Here is a 26,148-nt window from a genome sequence, read left to right on the forward strand (position 1 = left end):
CATCGGTCGGCAAGGACGATGATCGCGGTGGCCGCGGCGACGATCAGCAAGGCGTAGATCTTGTCCATGGGTTCAAATGTAGCGCAGGCGCGGATCGGTCTAAAAAGGTGGTGGCGACATAAGGCCGAAGTGATCGGTCGAAACGCAACTTCAGCTTGAACGAATCCCATCTCGCGCTAGCCTGCATTTGCAAGCCCGATCGCTGTCCGAGTCGGCTCGCTCCACATCGAGGGAAAAGATATGCCGGCTTTGATCGAAGCACGGGGCGTCAGCAAACGCTTCCGGCAGCACAAGCGATTTCCCGGTCTGATCGGCGCCTTCAAGACGCTGGTGACGAATGAATACACCGAGGTCGTGGCCGTTTCCGAAATCGGCTTCGATATTGCGGCCGGCGAGGCCGTCGGCTATCTCGGCCCGAACGGCGCCGGCAAATCGACGATGATCAAGATGATGACCGGCATCCTGGTGCCGAGCGCCGGCACGATTTCGGTGCTCGGCCGCACGCCGCATCTCTCCCGCATGGACAATGCTCGCGAGATCGGCGTCGTCTTCGGCCAGCGCAGCCAGCTGTGGTGGGACCTGCCCCTGATCGACAGCTTCACCCTGCACCAGCGCATCTATGATATTCCGCCTGCCCGTTACGCCGATAATCTGCGCCACTTCAGCGAGCTGCTCGACCTCACCCCCTTCCTCGACCGGGCGGTGCGCCAGCTCAGCCTCGGCCAGCGCATGCGCGCCGAGATCGTGATGTCGCTGCTGCACGATCCGAAGATCCTCTTTCTCGACGAACCGACGATCGGTCTCGACGTGGTCGCCAAGGATGCCGTGCGCCGCTTCCTCTCCGAGATCAACCGCGAACGCGGCGTCACCATCATCCTCACCACCCATGACCTGCAGGACATCGAGACCATCTGCCCGCGGCTGATCATGGTCGATCACGCCAGGCTGATCTTCGACGGGGAATTGCGCAGCCTTCGCGCAGCCCTTGGCTCGGCCCGGCGGCTGACGCTGGAGTTTGCGAGCGACCCCGGCCCCTTGCCGCTCAGGATGGCATCGCTCGTCAGCGACGAGGGACTGCGCAAGGAATATCTGATCGAGCGCGAAGACGTCTCGCTGGTCAAAATCCTTTCGGAGGTCGGCAGTGACCGTGACCTCAAGGATGTGGCGCTGCACGAGCCCGATATCGAAGAGGTGATCCGCACCTTCTACCAGCGCCGCAACGCCATGGCACGGGCCTCATGAGCGCGTATCTCACCTTCACCCGCGACCCCCCGGGCGCCGACACCATGAGCGCTTATCTTGCCTTCACCCGCAACGCCCGGGCGCCGAAACCATGAATGCGTATCTTGCCTTCACGCGCAGCGCCTTCCACGCGCAGCTCGCCTACCGCAACGAGGTCTGGGCCAATATTTTCGGCAAGCTCGTCCAGGTCGTCGCCCGCGTCGCAATCTGGCTCGCCGTCTATGCCGGCGCCGGCGCGACGGTCGTCGACGGCGTCTCGCTGCAGCAGATGGTGACCTACGCCCTGCTCGGCGGCGCTGTCATGGGCGCCACCCGCCCCGAAAGGATCATCGGCGAGATCGGCCGCTCACTCAAGACAGGCGATATCGCCGTCTGGCTGCTGAAGCCGCTCTCCTATCCGCTCTATCTCTTCGCCAATGAATGCGGCAGCTTTTCCTACCGTCTGACGACGCAGGTCATCCCGACCGTCGCCTTCACGGCCTTGTTCTATGGCATGCTGGCGCCGGCAAGCCTGTTTCACGGCCTGATGTTTGTCGCCTTCTGGGCGCTGTCCTTCGTGCTGATTTTCCTGATGTCGGCGCTTTTCGGCCTGATCGCCTTCTGGCTGATGACGAGCTTCTCGCTGGACTGGATCCTCGGCGCCCTGCTGCATCTGTTCTCCGGTGTGCTGGTGCCCTTCTGGTTCTTTCCCGAGCCGCTGGCGACGATCGCCCGTCACCTGCCCTTCGCCTGGGTCGTGTATTATCCCAACGCCGTCTATCTCGGCAGGCTTTCTGTCGCCGACACCTGGCTGCATCTCGGCCTTGGCCTCGGCTGGGCCGGACTGTTCCTTTCGGGCGTGCTCTGGCTCTGGCGCATGGCGTCGCGCCGCATCACCGTGCAGGGGGGATGACCATGTTCCTTCATCACCTCCGCGTCATTCCCCACTTGGTGCGCATGCATGTCCGCTCACAAATGGAATATCGAGGCGCCTTCTGGCTCGACCGGCTTGCGCAGATCCTTTCCTATGGCAGCGTCTTCGCCACGATAGGCATCCTGCTTGCCCGCTTCGAGACGCTTGGCGGCTGGACCTGGCCGGAGCTGGCGCTGCTCTTCAGCTTCCAACTGCTCGCCTATTCGCTGGGTGCGGCGATGAGCTTCGTGCAACTGCGCGATCTCGAGGAACTGGTTCGGCTCGGCACCTACGACACTCTCCTGGTCAAGCCGTTCAGCCCCTGGGCCTATCTCGTCTTTTCCGGCCTCAATATCGGTTATGCCGGCCATATCATCCTGGCGGTGCCGCTGCTCTGCTGGGCGGTCCTCTCCGCCGACTTCGCCTGGTCTGCCTCGTCCGTGGCGTTCCTGCTTGCCGCGATTGCCAGCGCGACTCTGCTCACCGGTGCGATGATCACCATGATCGGCGCGACGGCGCTGATGTGGGTGCGGTCGAACCACCTGTTCTCGATCTTCTTCGGCTTCTGGGAACTGACGCGTTACCCTCTCAACATTTTCCCGGGCAGCATCCAGATCGTCCTCATCACCGCCGTCCCACTGGCGCTGACCAGCTCGGTCCCGGTCGGCGCCCTGCTTGGCAAACCGATCCCGATCCTCGGCGATTGGGCCGGACCGGTGGCGCTCGCCGCCGGCCCGGTTTGGGTGCTGCTCGCCATGGCCCACTGGCGCTACGCCACCCGCAAATACCAGGGCGCCGGCGGTTGATGGGGCTGGAGATGGCGCCGCTTCGGGCGTAGCTGCTGAGGGCGACGATCTGGTCGGCGGCCCCGTCTGGGACAACAGACTTACCCATGCGGCCGAAGCGCGGGCCAAGGATCCAAGCCGCCCAGTCTTCTGATGTATTTGGCCGAGCGGAGACGCAATAGCCGATCCAGCGTGACCGACGAGCTTAACATCCCTGCATATCAGCCCCGGTCGTAGGCCAGCGCCCGCTGGACTGCTGGGCGCAGCATCATGCGGGCGTGGTGGTCGCTGACTTTTGCGAAGCGGGCGGGATCGACGCCGTCGGACGGCAGCCAGTCGGTCATGACGAAGAGATAGGGGTCGGCGAGCGAATAGGTCTCACCCATCACCCACGGGCCCTCGAAGATCGTCTCTTCGATCAGCGAGAAACAATCGGCCATGTTTTGCGGTACCTTGGCCTTCATCGCCTCGAGTGCCGCCGGCTCGTCGGCCCAGCGCGAGCCGCGTCGGCGATGGGCATGGTTCACATGCACGGTCGAGCAGAGATAGCTGTTGAAGGATTGCAGCCGCGCCATTTCGAAAGCATCGCCGAATGGCGCGAGCTTGGCGGCCGGGGCGATTTCAGCGATGAAGCCGAGGATCGCCGGCGTCTCCGTCAGCACGCCGCGATCGGTGACGAGCGCCGGCACACGGCCCTTCGGATTGATCTTCAGATAATCCGGCGAACGCTGCTCGCCATCGCTGAAGCTGAGCTTTTTCGTTTCGAAGGCAAGGCCGGATTCTTCCAGGGCAATCAGGCTTGCGAGCGCGCAGGTTGCCGGCGCGTAATACAGTGTCAGCATGGTTCTCGACTCCCTTTCGGCTATGGTTATAGCGCAGGCGTAGGCGCGCCGGAATTGGGAGATTCGGTTTTGCGATCCCTTCGAAGGCCATTTGAAGCGGCGTGTCCGTAGCGCCCCTCATCCGCCTGCCGGCGCCTTCTTCCCATCGTGACAGGGAGAAGGGGATATGCCGCACGCCCTCCATTCCCACTCACCTCTCGCAAGCCACGTCCCTCGCCCCGTCAGGGGGGAGAGGGTTAGGGTGAGGGGCAGATCTTGCGCCCAACTTTCCTTCACATTGCGCCGCTCACCCGCAGCCCGGCACATCCTCCAGCCGGTGCCAGACCGGAATGCGGCGTTCCCTGGCGATGCGCACGTCGTTGTCGGCGCCCTTGGAATCGCCGGGCAGGCGCAGTACGCCCTCGCAGAGCTGCAGCAGCCGGCCGGCGACCGGATGGAAGATTTGCTCGTAAAGCGCATCGCCGACCGCTCTGCCGCCGGCGGCATGCCAGATCGGCAGCGCCACCCATTCGCCGATCATCGGCACATGGCCGGCCTTGAACAAGGCGTAAGAGGGCTCCTCCAGCCGCTTCAGGTTGGCGGCCATCTTTTCCGGGTCGTCGCCCGTTCCGGACCGATAAGGCCCGGCAATCAATATCAGCATGATCCACTCCATCACTTCGCATCTGCGCGAGATCCCCGCCTCATGCGCGGGATCTCACGAAAATGCACGATCTTCCTTGAATGTCGAGTCATTTCGTGCAAGATCATGCCATCTCATTCATTTTCGTGCGGAGGGACGATGCTGACGACGCAACGCAAGGCCCTGATCCTCGACATATTGCGCCGCGACGGCCAGGTGATCGCCAAGCGCGTTGCCGAGGATTTTTCGCTTTCTGAAGACACGATCCGACGCGACCTCAGGGAAATGGCGGCGGAGGGACTGCTCAAACGCGTGCATGGCGGCGCGATGCCGCTTTCACCCGATCTGCCCGATTTCACCGCGCGGGCCAGCGTCTCCTCCGAGATAAAGGCGCGACTGGGAGCCAAGGCAGCGGCGATGGTCAAGCCGGGGCAAATGATCTTCCTCGACGGCGGCACGACGACGGCGGAAATCGCCAGGCAACTGCCGCGCGACATGCCGCTCACGGTAGCGACCCACAGCCCGACGATCGCTGCCGAGCTGGAACACCATCCGACGGCCGAGGTGATCCTTACCGGCGGCCGGCTCTATAAACATTCCATGGTGGCGACGGGCGCGGCAGCGATGGCGGCGATCTCGCAGCTGCGCCCGGATCTCTTCTTTCTTGGCGTCACCGCCGCGCATCCCGTGCACGGGCTTTCCACCGGCGATTTCGAGGAAGCGGCGATCAAGCGCCATATCGCGCGTTGCTCGGCCGAAACGCATGTGCTGCTGACAGAGGAGAAGTTCGACCTCGTCTCGCCCTGCCCCGTCCTCGGTATTGCCGAGGTCGCGGGTCTGATCGTGCCGGCCGAGATGATGTCCGAGCGGCTCAAGCCTTATCGCGATCTCAACGATACGATCGCCGCGGCATGATCATGCCGAGAAGACGGAGGCCGCTCTGATATCGCCGACATGGATGCCGTTCCAGTTGCGCATCGCGGTTGCGGCAAAGGCGGTCAGCGCAGCATGCACCGTCTCTTCCGTCTCGAAGAAGCGGGCGAGCGTCGCCGCCACCATGGCCTCGGCGGCGCGGGTGGCGCCATCCTCGCATTTAAGCGCAATGGCGATGCCCTTTTCCGGGATCGCGGCGCAGAAGACGCCTTCGGCGCCTGTCTTGACGAAGATGCGGCCGGGGGCGATCTGCATCAGTTTCGTGCAGGCGCGGCCGGTGCCGGCGACATAGAAGGGCTCTGCCATGCAGGCTTCGATCAGGCGGCGGGATGCCTTGGCGCGCAAGGGCTCCAGGCCGATGCCGGTCGCCATCCTGGCAAAGCCGTGCGCCAGGCTGCGCAGTGGCACGGCATAGGTCGGGATGGAGCAGCCGTCGGTGCCGCAGCTCTCGGCACCGAGCACCGCGCCGGTCAGGCTTTCCATCGCCGCACGGATCTCGACCTGCAGCGGGTGCTCGTAACCGACATAGCCCTTCGGATCGATATCCCGGTGGCAGCAGGCGCAGATGAAGCCGGCATGTTTTCCCGAGCAATTGTTGTGCAGCGCCGTCGGCGCCTCGAGCGTGCGGGCCTGCTGGATCAGCACCTTCTGGTTCATCGACCAGTGGGCGCCGCATTCGAGTGCTTCGGCGCTCCGGCCGGCGCGCGACAGCATGGAGGCGGCAAGCACCACATGTTCTTCCTCGCCGTTATGCGAGGCGCAGGCGAGCGCCAGCTCCTTGTCGCCGAAGCCATAGGCGTCGGCCGCACCGCTTTCGACGAGCGGCAGCGCCTGCATCGCCTTGCAGGCCGAACGCGGAAAGACGGCCGCCTCGATGTCGCCCAGTGAAAAGACCAGCTTGCCGTCGCCATCGACGACCGCCACCGCGCCGCGATGACGGCTCTCGACGAGCAGGCCTCGGGTGACTTCGACGGTGACGGGATTGGTCATGAGTTCTCATCCGGATGCGGGCGGGATGCGGCAGGCATACCGCGTCGGGGCGCGAAAGCCAACTGGGTTTAGGGCTGACTGTGTTGTGGTTGCGCGGGTTCCTGCTAACGGCGCCGCCGACACGTCGGTGGGATGTTTGGCGGAGGCTTTACTGACATTCCGCCGTCCCAGGCATCGAGCCTGGGATCCATGGTCGCAGCCGATGGAAATCAAACATGAATGCTGGTGGCCGCGCAAGTCGGAGGAGAGTGGGGGCGTCCGCGCTTATTCCCTTTCAACTACTATTTTCCGGAGGACACCGCCACTGTCGGGAACCTGGACCTCGATGGTTTTGCTCTTGCCTGCGGATTCCACTTTGCCACAAACTGCGATCGCAGCCCTCATGAGGCCTCTGTCGGTCAGGCGTCCTCTCTCAGTGGGGATGGATGGCTTAAAAGTGTCTGTAGCTTCTCTCGCCGATTCCCATGTCATCTGGAAACCACATCCGTTCATCACAACATTCCGAAAGAAGTGCTGAACGAGCGGCCGACCGTCAGGGGTGGTGTGCGTGCAACTTGCAACGGCGAAAGAAAGCGCGACAGCGCCAACAATGCGAAATTTCATCGTCCCCATCCAATGTATCAACCCCGGCGAGCACTAAGATCAGAAGATCGGTAGAGTCAACCGGCCAGAGCACGGCGCGCATTTACACCGGAGCGACTCCATGATTCCGTCATCCCAGGCCTTGAGCCACTGATCGGGGCGGGTGTCGATGCTCGGGTCAAACCCGAGCAGGACGGAGGGTGGGGTGGGCTCCTGCGGCAAATACGTGAGGTGCGGCGGAGTAGCAAGTGGCTGCGCCAATTCTCCAACCGGACAGTCGCGCCTCCTGCCGGTCGGGTCCCTAGCCTCCGTCATTCCAAGCCTTGAGTCTGGAATCCAGCCGGAGCTCGACCTGCAGCTCCGTCGGACGGCCGTCACGTCATCTAATACTCATTACATAAACTGACCGAAGCGATCGAAAACTATCGTTTCTCTGATGTGTCCGATGCAGCTAAGAGTGGTGCATCAGGAACCGCTCCCATGTCATCCAGTTTTTCCCTCATCCTGCGCGACAACAGGATCCGCATTCCCGCCGTGACGCTCGTCGCGCTCGCCTTCACCTATGCTTCGACCGCGCCCTACCAGTCGATCATCGGCATCAACGAACTGGGCTTGAGCAATGGCGCCTATTCGGCGCTGGTGTTCTTCTCGGCGATCGTCAACGTCGTGACCAGTCTGACGCTCGGCATCTGGTCGGACAGGCTGAAGGAGCGGCGGCCGCTGGTGCTCTCGCTTTCGGTCGCCGGCATGCTCGGCTTCGGGTCGATCGCGCTCATTCATAGTCCGGCAATCTTCATCTTTTCGACGCTGTTGCTGGTGCCGATGAGCAATTCCACCTATTCGCTGCTTTTCGCCAGCCTGCGCGCCAGGACCAACCAGATGGAGCGCGGTCAGGGCGCGGCGGTGACGGCCACGGTGCGGGCGCTGTTTTCCGGCTCCTGGGCGCTGGCGCCGGGGCTGATCGGCCTTTATCTCGCCAATTCAGCATCGATGACCCCGGCCTATGGGATCGCGGCGATTGCCAGCTGCATCTGCTTCTGCCTGTATTTCTTCTTCGCCCCCGGCAACGGCACCGCCGGCCCGGCCCCCGATCCGGTCAGCTTCGTCGCTTCGCTGAAACGGGTCTTCATGCCGAACGTGCTGATCCGCGTCGTCGTCATGGCGATGCTGTTCGGACTGCAGCGGCTGAACGCCATGCTGCTGCCGCTGATCATCACTCATGCGGCCGGCGGAAGCGTGGTCGACGTCGGCTTCATCGCCGGGCTGACAGCGCTTCTCGAAATGCCGTTCATGATGATGTGGGGCATGGCGCAACGGCGCTTCCGCACCGCGCATGTGCTCGCCTTCGGGGCGCTGGTCTATTGCGCCTATTTGCTGCTGCTCGGATTTGCTTCCACGCCCTGGCACATATATGCGCTGCTCCTCCTTAATGCCTGCGGCGCGGCGGCAATCCTCAGCGTGCCGATCACCTATCTCCAGGACCTGATCGCCGACCGACCGGGGCTCGGAACCTCGCTCATGTCGCTCAACACCTTCATCGGCACCGGCATCGCCGCCGGGCTGTTCGCCCTCGGCACATCGCTCACCGATTATTCCGGCACCGCCTTCGTCGGCGCCGGCGCGGGGGTGGCGGCGATTGCAGCCCTGCTCTATCTTGAAAGCGAACGGCGCCAGGCGCGGCAGCCGGCCTGATGCGCGGTCGGCGTGTCGAGCGCACTATCTCGGCGGCGCACTGGCTTATCTGCTGATCGCGCTGCCCGGCATTCTCGCCATCGGCATCGCGCTGACGCTCAGCCGATGCGCAGCATGACCTTACCGATATGACTGCCGTCTTCCAGCAGCCGGTGCGCCTCGACAACATCCTCGAAGGCAAAGACCCGGTGAATGACCGGGGCGACGGTGCCAGCCTCCAGCAGCGGCCAGACCTCGGAGAGCAGATCGTCGCGGATGGCGCGTTTTTCCTCGGCCGTGCGCGGGCGCATGGTCGAGCCGGTGACCGTCAGCCGCTTGACCATGATCGGCGAGAGGTTGACCTTTTCGGCAACGGCCCCGCCCAGGAAGGCGATGATCGACAGGCAGCCGTCCTTGGCAAGCGAGGCGATGTTGCGCTCGAAATAGGCGGCACCGATCATGTCGAGGATGATATCGACGCCGTGACCAGTCTCGGCCTTGATCACCGCGGCGAAATCCTCGTTCCTGTAGTTGATGGCGCGTTTGGCGCCGAGCCTTTCGCAAGCATCGCATTTTTCCTTCGAGCCGGCCGTGGCGTAGACCTCGGCGCCGAAGGCGCGGGCAAGCTGGATCGCGGTGGTGCCGATACCGCTCGTGCCGCCATGGATCAGCACGCTCTCGCCTTCGGTCAGTCCGGCCATCTGGAAGAGATTGGCCCAGACGGTGAAGAAGGTCTCGGGAAGGGCCGCGGCCTTCAACGCGTCGTATCCCTTGGGAAAGGGCAGGATCTGACCGACCGGCAGGAGGCAATATTCGGCATAGGCGCCGCCGTTGGTCAGCCCGCAGACCTTGTCGCCGACGGCATAGCCGCTGACGCCGGGCCCGACGGCGACGATTTCACCTGCCAGCTCAAGGCCGAGGATCGGGCTCGCATCCTTGGGCGGGGGATAGCTGCCCTGACGCTGGGCGATATCGGGACGATTGACGCCGATCGCCTCGGCACGGACGAGGACCTCGCCCTCGCCGGCCACCGGCAGCGGACGCTTGCCGATCGCCATCACATCAGGCCCGCCGAAGGCCTTGAGATCGACGAAACGCATTTCCTGAGGCAGTGACATCGTGACCCTCCTGATCCCGAAGGATCGGAATAGATCAGCCCGGCGGGCTTGGGAAGGCTGGAAGCGGCAAGGGCGTCAATTCGCCTCGCCCAGCAAATGGAAGGCGAGGCCTTCCTCGCTCTCCTTGGCGGACGACTTGATGACGGCGATTTCGGCGCTGACGCGGTTGATGTCGTCGATGACGAGACCTTCCGGCAGTTCGAGAACGCCGATCGAGCAGCGCATCAGCGGGAACAGGGCTTCAGCGCCGGTGCGGTCGTGGCCGAGGATGCGGCCGGCGGCGCGGTGCTCGTCGGAATAGAGATCGAGCACGTCATCGTGAAAGTCGCTGATCAGCCGGTCGAGGATCTCGGTCAATTCCTCCTTCGTCCAGCCGACGACGCCGATAAAGAAATCGTCGCCGCCGACATGGCCGAGGAAATGGCGCTCGGCAAAGAAATAGCGGCGCATCAGCGCGGCAAAGAGTGAGATCGCGTGGTCGCCGAGATGGAAGCCATAGGCATCGTTGAAAGGCTTGAAATTATCGAAATCGCAATAGCAGAAATGGCGAACCGCATCGCCGTCGCGGCCGGACTGGCGCATGAAATCGCGGATGGCGTGGTTGCCCGGCAGGCCCGTCAGCGGATTCTGGTCCTGGGCGGTCTTCAGCTGTTTCTCATTGATGACCTTGATGAGCGAAGCTGCGGAAACGACGCCGGCATAACGCATGTTGTCGGTCAGGATCAGGCAGTTGTTGCCCTCCATATTGGCGAAGATCGCCATCAGATGCTCGGCGTCGCTGTCGAGGCCGACGATCGGCGCCATCTCGACGAAATGCGAGATGGAACGCTCGTACATCTTGTTCTTCAGGAGGTCGCGGCCAAAGGGCTGATAGATATATTCCTTGAGGTGATGCTCATGGATAATGCCGCGCGGCTCGCTATTGGCGTTGAGGACGGGAAAGAACGCCTGGCGCGGATTACGGCGGAAAAGCTCGAAGACGCTGTCGATGCTGTCGTTTTCGTAGACCGTCGGCAGGAGCTCGATCTGCCTGCGGATGAGGATCTCGTCCAGCGACTGGCTGCCCCGCTTGCTCTTGCCGAGCTCCTGCAGATGCGGGAAAGACGGCGCCAACTCTGATATATGCGTCGTCGGGCGGGAGATGAACCAGCCCTGGACGAGATCGACGCCATATTCGCGGCAGGCGATGAATTCCGCCTCGGTCTCGATGCCTTCGGCAATGACGCGCGTGCCGAGCACATGGGCGATGTTGACGATGCTTTTCAGGAGGTGGCGCTTGCGGGCGCTGCGATCGATCGCTGCGACGAAATGGCGGTCGATCTTCAGATAGTCCACGGCATAGTCGCAAAGCAGTTTCATCTCGCCATGACCGACGCCGAAATCGTCGATCGCCAGCTTGAAGCCGGCCTTGCGCAATTTCGAAACCAGGGCGGCAAATTCCGGCACGCTGGTATTGTCGAAACGTTCGGAGAATTCGAAACAGATGGAGGATGGCGGAATACTCGCTGTCCGCAAATGTTGCAGCAGGCTCTCGACCAGGCGCTCGCCATCTGGGATCAGCCTGACATCAAGATTGAGAAACAGCGTCGAGGTGGAGAAATTCGACAGCGTCGCGAACTTGGCGAGCCCGCGGCTGGCGACCATCTGTTCGAGCTGCAGCAGTTGGCCGGCCCGATGCGCCTCGTCGAGAATATCGGCCGGCGTGTCGTAACCGATGCGATCCTGGCCACGCATGAGGGACTCGTAACCGAACACCGTGCCGGTGCCGGCTTCGACGATCGGCTGGAAAGCGTTCTCGACCACGAGCTTGGCAAGAGTTACGATCTGATCGCTGGCATAGCGGCGGAGCACGCCGGGCTCGACGGCGGCAGCCAAAGATATTCCAGTCTTCATTGTGGGACGATCTCCACTGCGACTTGTTCTTCTTGGTCAGGAACTTGCCGCAGAAGGATCAACGAACCCTTTCGCCAATATGAAAGTTTTGTGAAAGACGCGAATCCTCTCCACGCGTTAAGCGTTCATTCGAATTCACCAATACAAGCAGGCGCTTGTTCAGGCGGAGCGACGGCGCTGCTCCTCATGATCTGCGAACATGTCGGCGACACATTTGCCGCCGGAGGCGACACTCTCGTCATCAAGGAGGTCCGCCTTGATTTCGCCGAGCTTGCGGGCGGTATCCCAGAGACGAAGCGCCTCGCGAACGACCTCGCTGCTCGAGGCGTATGCGCCCGTGTCGACGGCGGCACGGATGCCCGCTGCCTGCTGCGGAGAGATGGAAACGGTGACCATCGGCATGAACTTCCTCCCTTTTTTTCTTCAGGCAGTTACCCTGCCTTTGGGGGACGCATGACCTTTTCGGCATTCCAGGCGGTTGCGCCGGTGCTTTGGTGCATTCGCACCGGAACTGTCCGCATAATCCCTAAAGTCTAATCCCCCGCTGTGTTCTTGTCAAAAAAGAAACGGCTTTCCACCGTTTCAGCTGCGGATGCCAAGGCCGAAGGCGATCATCGTCCAGCCCTGAAGGATGAGATCAACGGCGAGGAACAGGCCGAGGACCCAGAGGCTGTTGACCGGCCAGCCGAGCGCTATGACGAAACCGGCGAGCGCGGTGATGACGCCGCTTGCGACGATCCAGCCCCAGCCTTTGGCCGGCTTCATCTTCCTTCCGACCCAGGTGCGGAAGACGCCAGCGATGACGAGGGCGAGCGACAGAAACAGCGTCAGCGCCGCCGATGTCAGGATCGGATTAACGAAGGCTGAGATGCCGGCAAGCACATAGAGCAGGCCGCTCAGCGCCCAGAAGAGCACGTGATCCCAGCCGCGCACCTGGAAGGAGTGGACGAGATAGATCACGCCGCCGAACAGCATCAACATGCCGACGTAATAGACGGAAACGACGGTGGCGAGCATCAGGTTGCCGAGTGCGATCAGACCGCAGATGAAGAGCAGCACGCCGAGGCCGACGAACCAGATCCATTTCGACTGCAGCTGCGCTGTCGGCGTTTCGTCGAAGATATCCGCCATGAACGCACCTCCCCTTGCGTTGAGATATGTTGCAGCAATGGCCGGGGGAAAGATGCTGCCACACACGAGATCAAGAAAGATTTTTATTGATTGATCAGTCAATCAAGAATAATATAGCGCCATCTTCAGGGAGTGGCGGTTTTGCCGAAGGTCGGAATGGAGCCGGTGCGCCGCAAGGCGCTTGTCGACGCGGCGCTGCGGGTGATCGGCGATCACGGCTCGCTTGCCGTTACGATGTCCGATATCGCCCGCCAGGCCGGCGTCTCGCCTGCCCTTGCGCATCACTATTTCGGCAGCAAGGAGCAATTGCTGATCGAGACGATCCGCTCGCTCCTCAGGCAACTGCGTCACGATGCAGTGGCGGCGCTGAAAGACGCCAGGACGCCGCGCGAGCGGCTTTCGGCGGTGATCCGCGTCAGCTTCAACGCCGACCAGTTCGCGCCGGAAACGATTGCCGCTTGGCTTGCCTTTTATGCCGAAGCGCAGCGTTCCGAAGAGACGCGGCGCTTTCTGGTGATCTATGCCAGGCGGCTTCGTTCGAACCTGCTTGCCGATCTCAAGGCGCTGCTGCCAGCCGACGCCGCAGAACGCATCGCCGAGGGCGCTGCGGCGATGATCGACGGGCTCTATATCAGGCAGAGTCTGAAATCGGCGCCGATCGGCATCGAAGCCTCGATCGCGCTGACGGAAGATTATGTGAATGCGCTGCTAGCCGCCGCCTCCCCTTTTGCCCAGGGGGGAAGAAACGACCACATCGAACACCCCAAGGACAAATGACATGAAAGCCCAACCGAAAGCCTCGCACTTCATCGACGGCGAATATGTCGAGGATAGCGACGGCGCCGTCATCGAGAGCCTCTACCCCGCCACCGGCGAGGTGATCGCCCGGCTGCATGCGGCAACGCCTGCGATCGTCGAGAAGGCGGTTGCTGCGGCCAAGCGCGCCCAGCCGGAATGGGCGGCGATGAGCCCGATGGCGCGCGGCCGCATCCTCAAGCGGGCCGCCGAGATCATGCGCGAGCGCAACCGGGAGCTTTCCGAGCTGGAAACGCTCGACACCGGCAAGCCGATCCAGGAGACTGTTGTCGCCGACCCGACCTCGGGCGCCGATGCCTTCGAATTCTTCGGCGGCGTCGCGCCGGCCGGCCTCAACGGCGCCCACATCCCGCTCGGCCAGGATTTTGCCTATACCAAGCGCGTGCCGCTCGGCGTCTGTGTGGGCATCGGCGCCTGGAACTATCCGCAGCAGATCGCCTGCTGGAAGGGTGCGCCGGCGCTGATCGCAGGCAATGCCATGGTGTTCAAACCCTCCGAAAACACGCCGCTCGGCGCCTTGAAGATCGCCGAGATCCTGCACGAGGCGGGACTGCCGAAGGGGCTCTACAACGTGATCCAGGGCGACCGCGATACCGGGCCCCTGCTCGTCAACCATCCCGATGTCGCCAAGGTATCGCTGACCGGCTCGGTGCCGACCGGGCGCAGGGTCGCGGCGGCCGCCGCCGGCAGCCTCAAGCACGTGACGATGGAGCTCGGCGGCAAGTCGCCGCTCATCGTCTTCGACGATGCCGATCTCGATTCGGCGGTCGGCGGGGCGATGCTCGGCAATTTCTATTCGACCGGCCAGGTCTGCTCGAACGGCACGCGCGTCTTCGTGCAGAAGGCTATCAAGGCGGAATTCCTGAAGCGGCTGAAGGCTCGCACCGAGGCGATGCTGATCGGCGACCCTATGGACGAGGCGACGCAGATCGGCCCGATGGTCTCCTGGGCGCAGCGCGAGAAGGTGATCGCCTATATCGAGAAGGGCAAGGCCGAGGGCGCGACGCTCATTGCAGGCGGCGGCATTCCGAACAACGTCTCGGGAGAAGGTTACTACGTACAGCCGACCGTCTTTGCCGACGTCACCGACGACATGACGATCGCCCGCGAGGAGATCTTCGGTCCAGTCATGTCGGTGCTCGATTTCGACGATGAGGACGAGGTGATCGCGCGCGCCAATGCCAGCGAATTCGGCCTTTCCGGCGGCGTCTTCACCGCCGACCTCACCCGCGCCCACCGTGTCGTCGACCGGCTGGAAGCCGGCACGCTCTGGATCAACACCTATAATCTCTGCCCGGTGGAAATCCCCTTCGGCGGCTCGAAGCAATCCGGCTTCGGCCGGGAGAATTCGCTGGCAGCGCTGGAGCATTATTCCGAGCTGAAGACGGTTTACGTCGGCATGGGGCCGGTGGCGGCGCCTTATTGAAAACACCTGTGCCATCCCTTGCCCTCACCCTAACCCTCTCCCCGCGCGCGGGGAGAGGGCACGTGCCCAAAGCAACCTCGAAGGTAGGGGAAGCCGGTGCGGCATATCCGCTTCGCCCCCTTTACGGGGAGAAGGTGCCGGCAGGCGGATGAGGCGCCGGTTCTGAGAACACAAGAAGCAGCCGGATCACGGCAGCTCAAGGAAAACAACAAGATGCAACAAGCAGATTTCGTCATCATCGGCTCCGGCTCGGCCGGCTCGGCGCTGGCCTATCGCCTCTCCGAGGACGGCAGGAACAGCGTCGTCGTCATCGAGGCGGGCGGCAGCGATTTCGGGCCCTTCATCCAGATGCCGGCAGCGCTTGCCTGGCCGATGAGCATGAAGCGCTATAATTGGGGCTATCTCTCAGAGCCCGAGCCAAACCTCAACAACCGGCGCATCACCGCGCCGCGCGGCAAGGTGATCGGCGGCTCCTCCTCGATCAACGGCATGGTCTATGTGCGCGGCCATGCCGAGGACTTCAACCGCTGGGAAGAGCTCGGCGCCAGCGGCTGGGCCTATGCCGACGTCCTCCCCTATTTCAAGCGCATGGAACATTCGCATGGCGGCGAGGAGGGCTGGCGCGGCACGGACGGGCCGCTGCATGTCCAGCGCGGCGGCTTCACCAATCCGCTGTTCGGGGCTTTCATCGAGGCCGGCAAACAAGCGGGCTTCGAGACGACCGAGGATTATAACGGCAGCAAGCAGGAAGGCTTCGGGCTGATGGAGCAGACCATCTTTGCCGGCCGCCGCTGGTCTGCCGCCAACGCCTATCTGAAGCCGGCGCTGAAGCGCGACAATGTCGGGATCGTCTACGGCCTGGCGCGCCGGATCGTCATCGAGGACGGGCGGGCGACCGGCGTCGAGATCGAGTGCAAGGGTAAGGTGGAGGTAATCAAGGCGACGCGCGAGGTGATCGTCTCGGCCTCCGCCTTCAATTCGCCGAAGCTTTTGATGCTGTCCGGCATCGGCCCGGGCGCCCATCTTCAGGAGATGGGCATCGAGGTGAAGGCCGACCGGCCGGGCGTCGGCGCCAACCTGCAGGACCACATGGAATTCTATTTCCAGCAGGTGAGCACCAAGCCGGTGTCGCTCTACTCCTGGCTGCCATGGTTCTGGCAGGGCGTGGCGGGCGCCCAATGGCTGCTTTCGAGGGGCGGGCTCGGCGCCTCCAACCAGTTCGAGGCCTGCGCCTTCCTGCGCTCGGCACCGGGGCTGAAGCAGCCCGACATTCAGTATCACTTCCTGCCTGTGGCGATCAGCTATGACGGCAAGGCGGCGGCCAAGAGCCACGGCTTCCAGGTGCATGTCGGCTACAACCTGTCGAAATCGCGCGGCAGCGTGACGCTGCGCTCGCCCGACCTCAAGGCCGATCCGGTGCTGCGCTTCAACTATATGAGCCATCCGGAAGACTGGGAGAAATTCCGCCACTGCGTGCGCCTGACCCGCGAGATCTTCGGGCAGAAGGCCTTCGACACCTATCGCGGCCCCGAGATCCAGCCGGGTGAAGGGGTGCAGAGCGACGATGAGATCGACGCCTTCCTGCGCGAACATCTGGAAAGCGCCTATCACCCCTGCGGCACCTGCAAGATGGGCGCAAAGGACGATCCGATGGCTGTGGTCGATCCGCAGACGCGGGTGATCGGCGTCGACGGCCTGCGCGTCGCCGACAGCTCGATCTTCCCGCACGTGACCTACGGCAACCTCAACGGCCCCTCGATCATGACCGGCGAGAAAGCGGCCGACCATATCCTGGGCAAACAGCCGCTGGCCCGTTCGAATCAGGAGCCGTGGGTCAACCCACGGGCTGCGATCAGCGACCGGTGAACAGTCTCGGCGTCAAAGAAATCCGATCCATCGCCCGGCCAATACGGCAGCGATCCAGAATACGGCCGACAGGGCTGCGGAGAAGCGCAGGCCGGGCCGGACGCGTCCGGTGGCGGTGAGCGTTTTCCACCCTCGCCCGACATGAACCGCAAGCAGGTTGAGAAGGCCGAGCCCGATCAGCCCGAGCTTGGCGAGGAAGGCAGGATTTTCGGCATATTCGACCGCCCGCACGCTGAAGAGGCAGAAGCCGGTCGCGATCGCCAGGACGAGGCCGACGCCGGCCGAACGGGAAAGAAATGGCGCGACGACCTCGACAGGCACTTTGCGGAAGAAGCCGGCAAGCCTGAGATCGAGCGGCAGAATGGCGCCGACCAGGAGGCCGATCGACAGAATGTGAGCGGCATTGACGACCATATAGAGCGTCGCGGAGCGCCGCAGCGCCATGGCGGGCGCCGTGGCCGACAGCCATTCGAGAACATCCATGACGACGGGTCAGTTCGTCCGGATGCGGTCGGGATAGATATCGTAGCGCTTCTCGCCGATGGTGATGCGCACCGCCTTCATCCGCTTCTCCTTCGGATCCTGCGAACGATTGCCGAGCGCGATCACCTGGTCGCCGGGCTTGGCAACGCCCTCGACGAAACCGGAGCGTTCGGTCTGGCGCGGATTGCCGAGTTCGACGCGCCAGACGCCGTCATCGGCGGTGGCGACATCGAGCGTCGGATGCGGCCCGCCCATCGATATTTTCTCGATGGTGCCGCGAAGCTCGATCTGGTCCGCCTCGGCCCACGACCAGCCATGATGGGCGGCAGCGCTCGTCGCAAGGGCAACCGACAGACCGACGGCAGCCAGCACATGCTTTGTCGAAAGTGCAAACATCGGATCTTCTCCCTACCGGATGGACAGGCAGGTGGAGCATCGCAGCGGCGAGAAAAGGCATTTCACCAAATCTTGAAGAAGAGACGTCCCGCCGGCTTTCCTCAAGCCCCGGGCTCAGGCGAGCAGGCGGGTGACTTCGGCGCCGTGCGTCGGGGCGACGGCGTCGGCGATGGTCGTCGAGAACAGCACCTTGCGGGTGGCGTCTGCCACCTTGGCGAAAACATGGCGGATTTCGCAGTTCTGTTCGCCGTCGCAATCGTCGCATTTGCGGTAGGCGGTGATCGACAGGCACGGCAGCGGTGCGATCGGGCCATCGATGATGCGCAGGATTTCGCCGAAGGTGATGGTGTGGGCGGGCTTGAGCAGGAGATAGCCGCCCTGCTTGCCCCGGCGGCTGACGACGATGCCGTGGTGTTTGAGATCGAGCAGGATCTGTTCGAGGAACTTCTTCGGGATCTTCTGCTGCGCTGCAATATCGGAAATCATCACCGGTTCGTCGGCATCGGCATCCGCCAGAACCGTCAGCGCCCGCAGCGCGTATTTCGCCTTTTGCGTAATCATCTCAGACCGTCGACACACACAGGCGGCGCGCATTTTCGCGCCGCTTCACGAGTTCATTCGCCTCTATGGCACAACCAGCATGAACGGAATTTGAACGCGCCGGCAGAAAGCCTTGAGGGACAAGCATTTTTGGCCTTGTTCTTCGCCCTCGGCCAATGTCCTGCAATCTACGCCTAAACCGGGCGCTCTGCATCTTTTTCAGCATCACTTCAGATTTCGGATTGACAGGCTGCGTGTAAGTCTACTAATTCGATAGACATTGAAGCTGCCGACGCGGATTTCGCTCGCGGGCGGCTGCTTTTCTGCATTGCGGCAGCTTCGGAGAGATATTTGCTCTTCCGGCCGCAGCTTTCGAAATCCCTTTTTCTGTCCGATCCAGGCTTGAACTGCGATACTCCCGGCAACTAAGGACAGGATTTCCATGACTGCTATCAATCCGAATGCAGAAGCCGAGGCGCTGAACGACAAGCTGGCAGGCCTCGACCTGGCCGGGCGTCTGTCGCTGGTGGCAGGCCTGGGCGGCCGCGTGGTGTTCACCACCTCGCTCGGCATCGAGGATCAGGTGATCACCGCTGAAATCGGCACGCACCGCCTGCCGATCGACATCGCGACGCTGGAAACCGGCCGCCTGTTTGCCGAGACGCTGGCGCTGATCGACGAGACGGAAGCCCAGTACGACATCCATATCCAGCGCTTTTCGCCTGAGAAGGCCGATATCGACGCTTATGCCGCGCAATACGGTCTCAACGGTTTCTACGAAAGCGTCGAAGCCCGGCATGCCTGTTGCGGCGTGCGCAAGCTGAAGCCGCTTGCGCGTGCGCTCGAAGGGGCGACGGTCTGGATCACCGGGCTGCGCCGGGGGCAATCGACCAACCGAGCCGAAACGCCCTTTGCCGAATATGATGCCGAACGGCACCTCCTGAAGGTCAATCCGCTCGCCGATTGGGACATCGAAGCGATCAAAGCTTTCGTTTCCGAAAAAGGCGTGCCGGTCAACCCGCTGCATGCCCGCGGCTATCCCTCGATCGGCTGCGAGCCCTGCACAAGGGCGATCAAGCCCGGCGAGCCCGAGCGCGCCGGCCGCTGGTGGTGGGAGCAGGACGAGAAGCGCGAATGCGGCCTGCACGTCGCCGAAGAGGCGGCGGCGATCGCCGCACAATAACCATCTTCACGGCTTTCCGGATCAGGGCGCGGCGATCGCCGCAGGCCCCGAAGAGCCACAATCGACAAAAGCTTGCGGGCAGCCGCAAGGATCGACAGTCTGGAGTAAGACATGCCCGATAGCCGTCCGGATACGGAACTCAGCAATCCCCAGAGCGCCAAGGCACCGCTCGACCCGCATCTGAAGGCGCTGGAAAACGAATCCATCCATATCTTCCGCGAAGTGGCGGCCGAATTCGAGCGTCCCGTCATGCTCTATTCGATCGGCAAGGATTCCTCGGTGCTGCTGCACCTGGCTCGCAAAGCCTTCTACCCGGGCCGCGTGCCCTTCCCGCTCCTGCACGTGAACACCGGCTGGAAATTCCGCGAGATGATCGCTTTCCGCGACGAGACCGCGAAGAAGTACGATCTCGATCTGATCGAGCATATCAATCCGCGCGGCGCGGCTGAGAACATCACGCCCTTCACCCATGGCTCGGCGGCCTTCACCGACATCATGAAGACCGAAAGCCTGCGCCAGGCGCTCGATGCCGGCCAGTTCGACGCTGCTTTCGGCGGCGCCCGGCGCGACGAGGAGGCAAGCCGCGCCAAGGAGCGCATCTATTCCTTCCGCACCCCCGACCATCGCTGGGATCCGCGCAACCAGCGGCCGGAACTCTGGAACATCTACAACGGCATGATCCGCAAGGGCGAGAGCGTGCGCGCCTTCCCGCTGTCGAACTGGACCGAGGTCGATATCTGGCGCTACATCCAGGCCGAGGACATTCCGCTCGTGCCGCTCTACTACGCCCGCAAGCGCAAGTTCGTGGAGCGCGACGGCATGATCATCCTCGCCGAGGATCCGCGTCTCGAACTGCTGCCCGGCGAAGTGCGCCAGGAAGGCATGATCCGCTTCCGCACGCTTGGCGATTTTCCGCTGACCGGAGCCATCCGCTCCGAGGCGAGCACGCTCGAAGAGGTGATCGCCGAACTCGAAATTGCAACGGTGTCCGAACGCCAGGGCCGCGCCATCGACCGCGACCAGTCCGGCTCCATGGAAAAGAAAAAGCGTGAAGGATATTTCTGAGATGACCGCAGCCAACACAGCCGTCTCGGCCGCAACCGTCGCCAGCCTGCCCGCCGCCGAGCCGCAGAAGGCTCAGCGCGACTCGCGCCCGCTGCGCCTCATCACCTGCGGCAGCGTCGACGACGGCAAGTCGACGCTGATCGGCCGCCTGCTCTGGGACACCAAGGCCGTCAAGGAAGACCAGGCCGCGACGCTGCAGCGCGATTCCACCGGCAAGCAGAACGACCTCGGCCTGCCCGACTTCGCGCTCTTGCTCGACGGCCTGCAGGCCGAACGCGAACAGGGCATCACCATCGATGTCGCCTATCGCTATTTCTCGACCGACAAGCGCTCCTTCATCGTCGCCGACACGCCCGGCCACGAGCAATATACCCGCAACATGGCGACCGGCGCCTCGACCGCGGATCTCGCCATCCTGCTCGTCGACGCCCGTCTCGGCATCCTCGAGCAGACGCGCCGCCACGCGACGATCGCCTCGCTGCTCGGGATCAAGCAGTTCGTGCTCGCCGTCAACAAGATCGACCTGACGGGCTACGACCGCGCCGGCTTCGACAAGATCAGCCACGAATTCCGCGAATTCGCGCTGTCGCTCGGCGTCAAGCAGATCACCGCCATTCCGATGTCGGCGCTGAAGGGCGAAAACGTCGTCTATTCCGGCCAGGGCGCCATGCCCTGGTACACTGGCCCGACGCTGGTGGAAACGCTGGAGCTTGCGACCGTGCGCTCGTCGCAGACGGTCGGCTTCCGCCTGTCGGTGCAGCGCGTGTCGCGGCCGGGCGAGAGCTTCCGCGGCTATCAGGGCACGGTTGCCGGCGGCTCGGTCAAACCAGGTGATAGCGTCATGATCCTGCCGTCGGGCATGGTCGCCAACGTCTCCAAGATCGTCACCTTCGATCTCGTGCGCAACGCCGCCGTCGCCGGCGACGCGATCACGCTCGTGCTCGACCGCCAGGTCGACGTGGCGCGCGGCGATATGATCGTCTCGATCGACGCGCAGCCCCAGGTCGGCCTTTCCTTCGACGCGCAGATCGTTGCCCTCCAACCCGAGGGCATCGAGCCCGGCAAGCGCTACTGGCTGAAGAGCGGCAGCCGCCGCCAGCGCGTGCAGGTGCAGCCGTTGAGCCAGCTCGAATTGAAGACCGGCACGTGGAACCCCGCCCAGCGGCTCTACATGAATGCGATCGGCAAGGTGCGCCTTGCCTTCGACGAGGCAGCGATCTTTGATCCGTACGAGCAGAACCGGCAGTCCGGCTCCTTCATCCTGATCGATCCGGAGACCAACAACACGGTCGCCGGCGGCATGGTGACGGGCAAGCGCGCCGAACTCGGCGGCCTGCACAATGGCGAAGCCCGCGTCATCCTCTCGCTTCCGGCCGACCTTGCCGAAGAGATCATGGCCAGCGAACTCTTCGCCAGCCGCCGCCATGAGGCCGAGGTCCGGAGGATGACGGCAGCCGAAGCCGCCGACCTCTGGTCGAGCGCCGCCAGCGATATTTGATTGGCAAGGAAGGGGCCAGCTGGACTGGCCCCTCACCGAACTGAATTCGCTGGTTGGATGGCCGCGCGCCTATCCGCGTTGACTGCGCAGCCCTGCCACATTGCTTGAGCGTGACGACGAATGCCGTCGGGGCGGTACCGACAGATCTGGTGCCCATGGCCGTTCCAGCCTCGCGCCGGGGAGCGGGATCGGCGGCAGTGGAGCTCAGTTCTGTGACGCCCAGTCCGCCACCTGCCAGCGCATCTGCCCGCGGTCGGCGACAACACGGCCGAGGCCCGGGAAGGGCATGTGCGTGGCGGCGATAAGCGCGCCTTCCGAAGCGGCGCGGGGAAAAAAGCGGTCGCGCATCGCTTTGGCAGCTGCGGGGTCCTGCTCGAACAGGAAGAACACATTGGTCGCCCCAGGATGCACGACCGGAAAGATCATATCCGAAACCATGATGAGGCTATGCCCGTCATCTTCGACCCGCACGCCGATATGGCCGGGTGTATGGCCGGTAAGGTCGACAATGGAGACGCCCCGCATAATCTCACGCTCGCCGTCAATCGCCTGGAGTTTCGGGTAAAGGCGCACGACCTCCCCCGCCATCTGGAAGCTCGTCTGCAGATAGTCGGGCGCGCCACTGCGCTTGGCCGGGTCAGTCCAATGGGCGACGTCGCGACGGTCGATGTAGAGTTCCGCCCCGGGGTAGTTGTTCTTGCCCCCGACAATCAGACCGCCCATGTGGTCCTGATGCATATGCGTCACGATCACCGCGTCAATCTGGTCGCGCTGCAGGCCAAGCGCGCCGAGCGCCTGGGGCAGTGCGCCGGTCTGCCCGATCGAGCCCGCCGGACCGGCATCGATCAGAATGCGGCGCTCGCCATCCTCGATAAGATACTGGTTGAAGAGGAACCTGACGCCGCTCGGCCGGGCGGTGAATTGCGCGGTTGCCGCCTGCTCGACCTCGGCCGCGGAGCGTCCCGGAAAATAGTTGTAGGGCATATCGGCATACCCGTCGGTCAGGGCCGTCACAGTGAAGCGGCCGATACGGATCTGTGCTAGCGGCGTAACGCTGACCGGCGTCTTAGCGGTACCCTGCGTGGCAGCAAGCGCCGGCGCGGGAGCGGCACCGAGCAGGCTTGCCGCGAGAAGGCTCCCTCCGGTGAGGCCTAGTGGAAGAGCGCTGACAAAGGCGCGACGTGACAGTTGAGGCATGACGCCTTCCTCCGAATCGTTGGAAAGATGGGGAGCCGGCCGGCGTCCCCCCAGGACGACGTCAAGCTATGATATCTAGCACTGATAGAGTATCCTGCCATTGAGAGAGCTTTCCTCTCAGATTCCGGAAGGATTAGATGGATCGGTTTGAAGCAATGTCGGTGCTGGTGGCGGTGGTGGAGGCAGGCAGCCTCTCGGCCGGGGCGCGGCGACTGCATGCACCGCTCGCCACGGTCAGCCGCAAGGTCGCCGATCTTGAAAAGCACCTGGGCGTGCGCTTGGTCCGGCGCACCCGCCGCGGCCTCGCCGTCACGGAGGAGGGGCGCGCCTTCGTCGCCGCGTCACGTCGCATTCTGGAGGAGCTGGAGGCGGCGGAGCGGCAGGCCAGCGGCGAATATGGCGCGTTGCGTGGCGGGCTGCACGTGACCGCACCGATTGCCTTCGGCGAGCGCCATCTGCTGCCAATTGCGCTGGACTTCCTGAAGGAGCAACCCGAAATCAACCTGCGTCTGACCTTGGTCGACCGGCAGCTAAGTCTGGCGGATGAGCACGTCGATGTGGCCCTGCGGATCGGGCATCTGGCGGACAGCGCGCTTATCGCAACGCGCGTAGGCGCCGTTCGCCGGGTGATCTGCGCGAGCCCGGACTATCTCGCCCGCCGAGGGGTGCCGCGTCAGCCGGATGACCTCGCCCAGCATGACGGCATCAGCTTCCAGGGCTTTGCGACGGCGCCGGAATGGCGCTACCGCCGGGACGGCGCGGCCTTTTCCGTCGAGCCGCGCTCCAAGCTCGCGGTCAATACGACGGAGGCTGCCATCCAGGCCGCACTGGCCGGCATCGGCATTATCCGCGTGCTGTCTTACCAGATTTCCGATCAGTTGCGCTCCGGCGCCCTGCAGGAACTGCTGACGGATTTCGCACCGGAACCGCTGCCGGTGAACGTTATCCATGGACCAGCCGAGCCCTTGCCGCCGAAGGTGCGGTGCTTCCTCGACTGGATCGTGCCGCGCCTGCGCGCGCGGATGGCTCCCTAGCCTCTCGGCTATCCAGACGCCGTCGATAGCGGTCTCAGGCGATCTCGTGGACGGCGAGGATCGCATCGGCGAAGGCTTCAGGGGCTTCGAAAGGAAATGCATGGCCGCAATCGAACGCCTTGTGCCGATAAGGCCCCGTGAACATGACTGAATGATCGGCCGTGCCATCCGGCTTGAGAGGGTCCTGGGTACCATCAAGGGTGATCGCCGGAATGACGATTTGCGGCCTTGTTGCCAGGATATCTTCCAGATCCTGAAGTTCGGGATCGCCACTCTCGGTTCCGAGAGCAAACCGGTAGGAGTGGAGAACGACGTCCACGAAGTCCGGATTTTCGAAGGACGCGGCAGACCGGTCAAAGGTGGCGTCATCAAATTCCCACTGCGGCGACCATTGCTCCCACAGCATCCGGCAGAGTTCGCGGCGATTGTGTTCAAGGCATTCGCGGCCGCGTTCGCTTTGGAACAGGTGTTGATACCACATCGCATGTTCCAGCGACGGCGCAACGGAGTGACGCTGCCTGTTGACGTCGATGACATCATAGCCAGCGTAGGAAACCAGCCCGTCAACCCGCTGCGGCCACAATGCCGCGGCGACGCAGGATGCCAAGCCGCCCCAGTCAAATCCGGCAAGCAGCGCGTGCGGCAGAGCCAGTGCGTCGAGCAGCGAAATCAGGTCTTTGCCCAGCGCCGCCTGCTGGCCGCTGCGCATGGTTCTTGGCGACAGAAACCTCGTAGGGCCAAAGCCGCGCAGGTACGGGACGATCACCCTTGCGCCTCGCGCGGCCAGGATTGGCGAGACGTCCCGATAGGCATTCACGTCATAGGGAAAGCCGTGTGAAAGCACGACTGGCCAGCCATCGGCAGGGCCAATCTCGACGTAGGCGATCTCCAACGCGTCGGTGCGGATTGTCTTGAGAGATTGAGAAAAAGCCATTTGGAGCCTCATGCCGTGGAAGTTGACTGCCATAAAGGTTCAGGCGCGTTTCAGTTCCGCATGATCGCTTCCATATGGCCCAATGTCTTGCCTTGGCGCAATGCCGGCGTCGCCGGCGACGCCATCACCTGGTGCTCGACCGCCCGGTCGAAGCGCGCTGCGACATGTTCGTCCTGATCGACGTCTAGTCGCAGGCCGGAGACTGCCGAGCCTGCTGACGGAGGTCAGCGCCCCGCGGGCTGTGGTTCAATCACGACGTCGAGCAAATCATTCGAAACGGCGACCCGATCGAGGATGGGCCGGTTGTCCGCGCCGGTTGTGTAAACCCTGCGCTTCGTCGGGATCGTCAAACCAGCAAAACTTTCGTGGTCGCTTGCATAGTTGGCGCTCGTGGTGCCGCCCATGATGTCGACGCTATAGTCATGGCGGCGCAACAGGCCATTCGATTCGAAATAGAATGTCTGAGCGGTGGAATGGCTCGGGACGCTTAAGGGGAATGTTACCCTCAGCCGGCGCCAGATTTCATCCTCTTCCTGCCATGGCTCAATCTCCTCCGTCTCGAACCCGGGGAGCCTGAAGAGAAACGGCGTAGTCAAATAGGTCCACATGGCATAGCCGGTGAAATAGATAAGATGCTGTCGGTCCCACGCTGTGGCGATCGTGTGCCCCTCAAAAGACGAACGCGGTGCGACCCGATGCTCAATGACTTCGCCGCTGTCGGCCACGATCGCTGTACGCTCCGCCTCCCAAACGCAATGGTACCCTTTCTCCAGGAAGGGGGTGAATTCAGTGTACGGACGACGGGTCGAAACCATAGTGTGGATGTCGGCATAGGCATCCGGCCACCCCTTCACATGCCAGACCGCGCCACCAACTTTGATGTGTGCACGCAATTGCTCGATCCGCTGCCATAGTTCAAAGCCGCCATGAGCCTGAATTGCGAAATCCAATAGGTCGGTCACTCCAAAACCCTCCAGTCTTTAACGCTCACAAAGGTTTAATTTTGAAA

25 protein-coding genes are annotated in these 26,148 nt (G+C 63.1%); 12 read left to right on the forward strand and 13 right to left on the reverse strand.

The annotated features are described in order from the left end of the window. The first annotated feature begins 240 nt into the window (after positions 1-240). The 3 genes from FFR93_RS13890 to FFR93_RS13900 all read left to right on the forward strand — a co-directional run bounded on the left by FFR93_RS13890 (position 241) and on the right by FFR93_RS13900 (position 2,940). Positions 241-1,242 carry an ATP-binding cassette domain-containing protein gene (locus FFR93_RS13890; RefSeq protein WP_138393646.1) on the forward strand — a complete coding sequence of 334 codons (1,002 nt, stop codon included), beginning with the start codon at positions 241-243 and terminating at the stop codon, positions 1,240-1,242. Positions 1,243-1,333: 91 nt separating this feature from the next. Beyond that, on the forward strand, positions 1,334-2,134 hold the full coding sequence (locus tag FFR93_RS13895; RefSeq protein WP_138393647.1) for an ABC-2 family transporter protein: 801 nt from the start codon (positions 1,334-1,336) through the stop codon (positions 2,132-2,134). 2 nt (positions 2,135-2,136) lie between these two features. Next, positions 2,137-2,940, forward strand: coding sequence for an ABC-2 family transporter protein (locus FFR93_RS13900; protein WP_138393648.1), 804 nt, complete (start codon positions 2,137-2,139; stop codon positions 2,938-2,940). A gap of 200 nt (positions 2,941-3,140) precedes the next feature. Here FFR93_RS13900 and FFR93_RS13905 read toward each other — a convergent pair whose 3' ends face one another. After that, positions 3,141-3,761, reverse strand: coding sequence for a glutathione S-transferase family protein (locus FFR93_RS13905; RefSeq protein ID WP_138393649.1), 621 nt, complete (start codon positions 3,759-3,761; stop codon positions 3,141-3,143). A 286-nt stretch (positions 3,762-4,047) separates the two neighbouring features. Next, entirely contained in the window at positions 4,048-4,404 is a 357-nt protein-coding gene (locus FFR93_RS13910; protein ID WP_138393650.1) for a DUF4406 domain-containing protein, read from the reverse strand. A gap of 138 nt (positions 4,405-4,542) precedes the next feature. Between FFR93_RS13910 and FFR93_RS13915 the strand changes: the two genes are divergently transcribed. After that, entirely contained in the window at positions 4,543-5,298 is a 756-nt protein-coding gene (locus tag FFR93_RS13915; RefSeq protein ID WP_138393651.1) for a DeoR/GlpR family DNA-binding transcription regulator, read from the forward strand. Here FFR93_RS13915 and FFR93_RS13920 read toward each other — a convergent pair whose 3' ends face one another. Further along, entirely contained in the window at positions 5,299-6,306 is a 1,008-nt protein-coding gene (locus FFR93_RS13920) for an asparaginase (protein ID WP_138393652.1), read from the reverse strand. Positions 6,307-7,368: 1,062 nt separating this feature from the next. Between FFR93_RS13920 and FFR93_RS13930 the strand changes: the two genes are divergently transcribed. After that, the gene (locus FFR93_RS13930) at positions 7,369-8,580 is read left to right on the forward strand and encodes an MFS transporter (RefSeq protein ID WP_138393653.1); all 1,212 of its coding nucleotides are present in this window, start codon (positions 7,369-7,371) and stop codon (positions 8,578-8,580) included. 98 nt (positions 8,581-8,678) lie between these two features. Here FFR93_RS13930 and FFR93_RS13935 read toward each other — a convergent pair whose 3' ends face one another. The 4 genes from FFR93_RS13935 to FFR93_RS13950 all read right to left on the reverse strand — a co-directional run bounded on the left by FFR93_RS13935 (position 8,679) and on the right by FFR93_RS13950 (position 12,701). Beyond that, positions 8,679-9,677 carry an NAD(P)H-quinone oxidoreductase gene (locus FFR93_RS13935; protein WP_138393654.1) on the reverse strand — a complete coding sequence of 333 codons (999 nt, stop codon included), beginning with the start codon at positions 9,675-9,677 and terminating at the stop codon, positions 8,679-8,681. A gap of 75 nt (positions 9,678-9,752) precedes the next feature. Next, entirely contained in the window at positions 9,753-11,570 is a 1,818-nt protein-coding gene (locus FFR93_RS13940; RefSeq protein ID WP_064706520.1) for an EAL domain-containing protein, read from the reverse strand. Between the two features lie 159 nt (positions 11,571-11,729). Further along, positions 11,730-11,972: a type II toxin-antitoxin system ParD family antitoxin gene (locus FFR93_RS13945; RefSeq protein ID WP_064706519.1), complete on the reverse strand. Its 243-nt coding sequence runs from the start codon at positions 11,970-11,972 to the stop codon at positions 11,730-11,732. 180 nt (positions 11,973-12,152) lie between these two features. Further along, positions 12,153-12,701, reverse strand: coding sequence for an HdeD family acid-resistance protein (locus tag FFR93_RS13950; RefSeq protein ID WP_064706518.1), 549 nt, complete (start codon positions 12,699-12,701; stop codon positions 12,153-12,155). Between the two features lie 141 nt (positions 12,702-12,842). Between FFR93_RS13950 and betI the strand changes: the two genes are divergently transcribed. The 3 genes from betI (at position 12,843) to betA (ending at position 16,809) form a co-directional block, all read left to right on the forward strand. Continuing rightward, positions 12,843-13,478, forward strand: a complete 636-nt coding sequence (gene betI / locus FFR93_RS13955) for a transcriptional regulator BetI (RefSeq protein ID WP_246661311.1) — start codon at positions 12,843-12,845, stop codon at positions 13,476-13,478. A gap of 1 nt (position 13,479) precedes the next feature. Continuing rightward, positions 13,480-14,943, forward strand: a complete 1,464-nt coding sequence (betB, locus tag FFR93_RS13960) for a betaine-aldehyde dehydrogenase (RefSeq protein WP_138393655.1) — start codon at positions 13,480-13,482, stop codon at positions 14,941-14,943. A 213-nt stretch (positions 14,944-15,156) separates the two neighbouring features. Then, entirely contained in the window at positions 15,157-16,809 is a 1,653-nt protein-coding gene (gene betA / locus FFR93_RS13970) for a choline dehydrogenase (protein ID WP_138393922.1), read from the forward strand. A gap of 12 nt (positions 16,810-16,821) precedes the next feature. On the opposite strand, the gene FFR93_RS13975 is transcribed toward betA, so the two are convergent. The 3 genes from FFR93_RS13975 to FFR93_RS13985 form a co-directional block, all read right to left on the reverse strand. Continuing rightward, entirely contained in the window at positions 16,822-17,292 is a 471-nt protein-coding gene (locus FFR93_RS13975; RefSeq protein ID WP_064706514.1) for a DUF6644 family protein, read from the reverse strand. A 9-nt stretch (positions 17,293-17,301) separates the two neighbouring features. Continuing rightward, complete coding sequence (locus FFR93_RS13980; RefSeq protein ID WP_138393656.1) at positions 17,302-17,688, reverse strand: DUF6152 family protein; 387 nt, start codon at positions 17,686-17,688, stop codon at positions 17,302-17,304. A 114-nt stretch (positions 17,689-17,802) separates the two neighbouring features. Further along, a complete protein-coding gene (locus FFR93_RS13985) occupies positions 17,803-18,249 on the reverse strand; it encodes an Rrf2 family transcriptional regulator (RefSeq protein ID WP_064706512.1) in 447 nt (148 codons plus the stop codon). Between the two features lie 421 nt (positions 18,250-18,670). On the opposite strand from FFR93_RS13985, the gene FFR93_RS13990 reads away from it, so the two are divergent. From FFR93_RS13990 to cysN, 3 genes are all read left to right on the forward strand, one after another. After that, on the forward strand, positions 18,671-19,411 hold the full coding sequence (locus tag FFR93_RS13990) for a phosphoadenylyl-sulfate reductase (protein WP_138393657.1): 741 nt from the start codon (positions 18,671-18,673) through the stop codon (positions 19,409-19,411). Positions 19,412-19,522: 111 nt separating this feature from the next. Continuing rightward, positions 19,523-20,476, forward strand: a complete 954-nt coding sequence (gene cysD / locus FFR93_RS13995) for a sulfate adenylyltransferase subunit CysD (protein ID WP_064692172.1) — start codon at positions 19,523-19,525, stop codon at positions 20,474-20,476. 1 nt (position 20,477) lies between these two features. Beyond that, entirely contained in the window at positions 20,478-21,974 is a 1,497-nt protein-coding gene (cysN, locus tag FFR93_RS14000) for a sulfate adenylyltransferase subunit CysN (RefSeq protein WP_138393658.1), read from the forward strand. A 204-nt stretch (positions 21,975-22,178) separates the two neighbouring features. Here the strand turns inward: cysN and FFR93_RS14005 are convergent, their stop codons facing one another. Further along, the gene (locus tag FFR93_RS14005; protein ID WP_138393659.1) at positions 22,179-23,171 is read right to left on the reverse strand and encodes an MBL fold metallo-hydrolase; all 993 of its coding nucleotides are present in this window, start codon (positions 23,169-23,171) and stop codon (positions 22,179-22,181) included. Positions 23,172-23,308: 137 nt separating this feature from the next. On the opposite strand from FFR93_RS14005, the gene FFR93_RS14010 reads away from it, so the two are divergent. Continuing rightward, positions 23,309-24,205, forward strand: coding sequence for a LysR family transcriptional regulator (locus FFR93_RS14010; RefSeq protein ID WP_138393660.1), 897 nt, complete (start codon positions 23,309-23,311; stop codon positions 24,203-24,205). Positions 24,206-24,239: 34 nt separating this feature from the next. On the opposite strand, the gene FFR93_RS14015 is transcribed toward FFR93_RS14010, so the two are convergent. Both FFR93_RS14015 and FFR93_RS14020 read right to left on the reverse strand, forming a co-directional pair. Continuing rightward, the gene (locus tag FFR93_RS14015; protein ID WP_138393661.1) at positions 24,240-25,139 is read right to left on the reverse strand and encodes an alpha/beta hydrolase; all 900 of its coding nucleotides are present in this window, start codon (positions 25,137-25,139) and stop codon (positions 24,240-24,242) included. A gap of 224 nt (positions 25,140-25,363) precedes the next feature. Beyond that, positions 25,364-26,101 (reverse strand): hypothetical protein, encoded by a 738-nt coding sequence (locus FFR93_RS14020; protein WP_138393662.1) that lies wholly within the window; start codon positions 26,099-26,101, stop codon positions 25,364-25,366. Positions 26,102-26,148 lie beyond the last annotated feature (47 nt).

It is taken from the genome of Rhizobium sp. MHM7A (assembly GCF_005862215.1).
In the GTDB taxonomy this organism is placed as follows: domain Bacteria; phylum Pseudomonadota; class Alphaproteobacteria; order Rhizobiales; family Rhizobiaceae; genus Rhizobium; species Rhizobium bangladeshense.

What these genes read in the sequence shown, in the direction of transcription:
- FFR93_RS13940 (WP_064706520.1), bottom strand. Translation starts at nt 11,570, where the DNA reads ATGAAGACTGGAATATCTTTGGCTGCCGCCGTCGAGCCCGGCGTGCTC.
- FFR93_RS13975 (WP_064706514.1), bottom strand. Translation starts at nt 17,292, where the DNA reads ATGGATGTTCTCGAATGGCTGTCGGCCACGGCGCCCGCCATGGCGCTG.
- FFR93_RS13900 (WP_138393648.1), top strand. Translation starts at nt 2,137, where the DNA reads ATGTTCCTTCATCACCTCCGCGTCATTCCCCACTTGGTGCGCATGCAT.
- FFR93_RS13915 (WP_138393651.1), top strand. Translation starts at nt 4,543, where the DNA reads ATGCTGACGACGCAACGCAAGGCCCTGATCCTCGACATATTGCGCCGC.
- FFR93_RS13905 (WP_138393649.1), bottom strand. Translation starts at nt 3,761, where the DNA reads ATGCTGACACTGTATTACGCGCCGGCAACCTGCGCGCTCGCAAGCCTG.
- FFR93_RS13990 (WP_138393657.1), top strand. Translation starts at nt 18,671, where the DNA reads ATGACTGCTATCAATCCGAATGCAGAAGCCGAGGCGCTGAACGACAAG.
- FFR93_RS13980 (WP_138393656.1), bottom strand. Translation starts at nt 17,688, where the DNA reads ATGTTTGCACTTTCGACAAAGCATGTGCTGGCTGCCGTCGGTCTGTCG.
- FFR93_RS14005 (WP_138393659.1), bottom strand. Translation starts at nt 23,171, where the DNA reads ATGCCTCAACTGTCACGTCGCGCCTTTGTCAGCGCTCTTCCACTAGGC.
- FFR93_RS13895 (WP_138393647.1), top strand. Translation starts at nt 1,334, where the DNA reads ATGAATGCGTATCTTGCCTTCACGCGCAGCGCCTTCCACGCGCAGCTC.
- FFR93_RS13920 (WP_138393652.1), bottom strand. Translation starts at nt 6,306, where the DNA reads ATGACCAATCCCGTCACCGTCGAAGTCACCCGAGGCCTGCTCGTCGAG.
- betB (WP_138393655.1), top strand. Translation starts at nt 13,480, where the DNA reads ATGAAAGCCCAACCGAAAGCCTCGCACTTCATCGACGGCGAATATGTC.
- FFR93_RS13945 (WP_064706519.1), bottom strand. Translation starts at nt 11,972, where the DNA reads ATGCCGATGGTCACCGTTTCCATCTCTCCGCAGCAGGCAGCGGGCATC.
- FFR93_RS13910 (WP_138393650.1), bottom strand. Translation starts at nt 4,404, where the DNA reads ATGCTGATATTGATTGCCGGGCCTTATCGGTCCGGAACGGGCGACGAC.
- FFR93_RS13930 (WP_138393653.1), top strand. Translation starts at nt 7,369, where the DNA reads ATGTCATCCAGTTTTTCCCTCATCCTGCGCGACAACAGGATCCGCATT.
- FFR93_RS13950 (WP_064706518.1), bottom strand. Translation starts at nt 12,701, where the DNA reads ATGGCGGATATCTTCGACGAAACGCCGACAGCGCAGCTGCAGTCGAAA.
- FFR93_RS13985 (WP_064706512.1), bottom strand. Translation starts at nt 18,249, where the DNA reads ATGATTACGCAAAAGGCGAAATACGCGCTGCGGGCGCTGACGGTTCTG.
- betA (WP_138393922.1), top strand. Translation starts at nt 15,157, where the DNA reads ATGCAACAAGCAGATTTCGTCATCATCGGCTCCGGCTCGGCCGGCTCG.
- FFR93_RS14010 (WP_138393660.1), top strand. Translation starts at nt 23,309, where the DNA reads ATGGATCGGTTTGAAGCAATGTCGGTGCTGGTGGCGGTGGTGGAGGCA.
- FFR93_RS13890 (WP_138393646.1), top strand. Translation starts at nt 241, where the DNA reads ATGCCGGCTTTGATCGAAGCACGGGGCGTCAGCAAACGCTTCCGGCAG.
- FFR93_RS14015 (WP_138393661.1), bottom strand. Translation starts at nt 25,139, where the DNA reads ATGGCTTTTTCTCAATCTCTCAAGACAATCCGCACCGACGCGTTGGAG.
- FFR93_RS13935 (WP_138393654.1), bottom strand. Translation starts at nt 9,677, where the DNA reads ATGTCACTGCCTCAGGAAATGCGTTTCGTCGATCTCAAGGCCTTCGGC.
- cysN (WP_138393658.1), top strand. Translation starts at nt 20,478, where the DNA reads ATGACCGCAGCCAACACAGCCGTCTCGGCCGCAACCGTCGCCAGCCTG.
- cysD (WP_064692172.1), top strand. Translation starts at nt 19,523, where the DNA reads ATGCCCGATAGCCGTCCGGATACGGAACTCAGCAATCCCCAGAGCGCC.